General features: G+C 70.7%; 1 protein-coding gene and 1 pseudogene. Both read left to right on the top strand.

The window, feature by feature from the left end; all coding sequences use genetic code 11:
• Position 1: 1 nt before the first annotated feature.
• Positions 2-109 (top strand): annotated as a pseudogene (locus GT045_RS40625) (KR domain-containing protein); the annotation flags it as partial.
• An 18-nt stretch (positions 110-127) separates the two neighbouring features.
• The coding region (locus tag GT045_RS01050; protein WP_345942515.1) for a beta-ketoacyl synthase N-terminal-like domain-containing protein at positions 128-1,440 on the top strand (1,313 nt) is incomplete at its 3' end.

The following is a 1,440-nucleotide window of genomic DNA, read 5'->3' as shown; positions in this document are numbered from 1 at the left end:
TGTGGGTGGTGCGGGGCAGGGTAATTACGCTGCGGCGAACGCGTATTTGGATGCGTTGGCGGAGGTGCGGCGGGCCGAGGGGTTGCCGGCGACCTCGATCGCGTGGGGCCCCTGGGCCGAAGACGGCATGGCTGTCAGCAGTGCCGAGGTCAGCCGGACCCTCCGGCGCACCGGCATGCTCCCGATGGACCCTGAGCTCGCCGTGAAGGCCCTGGAACGGGCCCTGGTCCTGGGAGACACCGCTCTCGCCCTCGTGGACGCCGACTGGAAGCACTTCGCCGGCACCTTCGAAGCCCGGCAGCTGTCCCGTATGCTCAGCGGGATCCCCGAGGTCGCCCGGGTGACCGAGGCGACCACGATCACCGCGGAGGACACTCCGCTCACCGAAGAGACGTCCGCTCTCGTACGGAAGCTGGCCGGGCTGCCCGAAGCCGAGCAGCGCCGGATCGTACTGGAGCTCGTACGCGCCCACGTGGCCGCGGTACTCGGGTACGCCGGAGCCGACGCGATCGCACCCGGTCGCGCATTCACGGAGATCGGTTTCGACTCCCTCACGGCCGTCAACCTGCGCAACCGGCTCACGGAAGCCACCGACATGCGACTGTCGGCCACGCTGGTCTTCGACTACCCCACCCCGGCAGCTCTCGCGGACCACCTGCTCACCGAGCTGCTCGGCTCACACGACGAGGAAGCCGACCCCGCGCTCCCCGCCGCGGTGGCCGCCGCCGACGAGCCCCTGGCGATCGTCGCCATGAGCTGTCGCTTCCCCGGAGGCGTGGAGACCGCGGAAGAACTGTGGGACCTGCTGGCCGCCGGCAAGGACGCCATCTCGGACTTCCCGACGGACCGCGGCTGGGACCTCGACGGTCTGTACGACGCCGACCCGGACGCCCTGGGCAAGAGCTACGTCCGGGAAGGCGCCTTCCTCTCCGAAGTGGGCGGTTTCGACGCCGACTTCTTCGGCATCTCGCCGCGTGAGGCGCTGGCGATGGACCCGCAGCAGCGGCTGCTCCTGGAGACCGCCTGGGAGCTGTGGGAGCGGGCCGGCATCGACCCGGAGGCGGTGCGCGGCAGCCGGACGGGCGTCTTCATCGGCACGAACGGTCAGGAGTACGTCTCCCTCGTGGACCAGGGCCCGGACGTGACCGAGGGCTACGTCGCCACGGGCAACGCGGCCAGTGTCGTCTCGGGACGTATCTCGTACACCTTCGGTCTCGAAGGGCCCGCGGTCAGTGTGGACACGGCGTGCTCGTCGTCGCTGGTGGCCCTGCACCTGGCAGCGCAGTCCCTCCGACAGGGCGAGTGCTCCCGCGCGATCGTCGGCGGTGTCTCGCTGATGGTCTCGCCGCGCGGGTTCGTGGAGTTCAGCCGGCAGCGTGGTCTGGCTCCGGATGGCCGTTGCAAGGCGTTCGCGGCGGGTGCGGACGGCACCGGCTGGGG

This window comes from Streptomyces sp. SID486 (assembly GCF_009865385.1).
Taxonomy (GTDB): domain Bacteria; phylum Actinomycetota; class Actinomycetes; order Streptomycetales; family Streptomycetaceae; genus Streptomyces.
The sequence above is the reverse complement of the archived record's forward strand: the minus strand, read 5'-3'. Positions and strand labels throughout refer to the sequence as shown.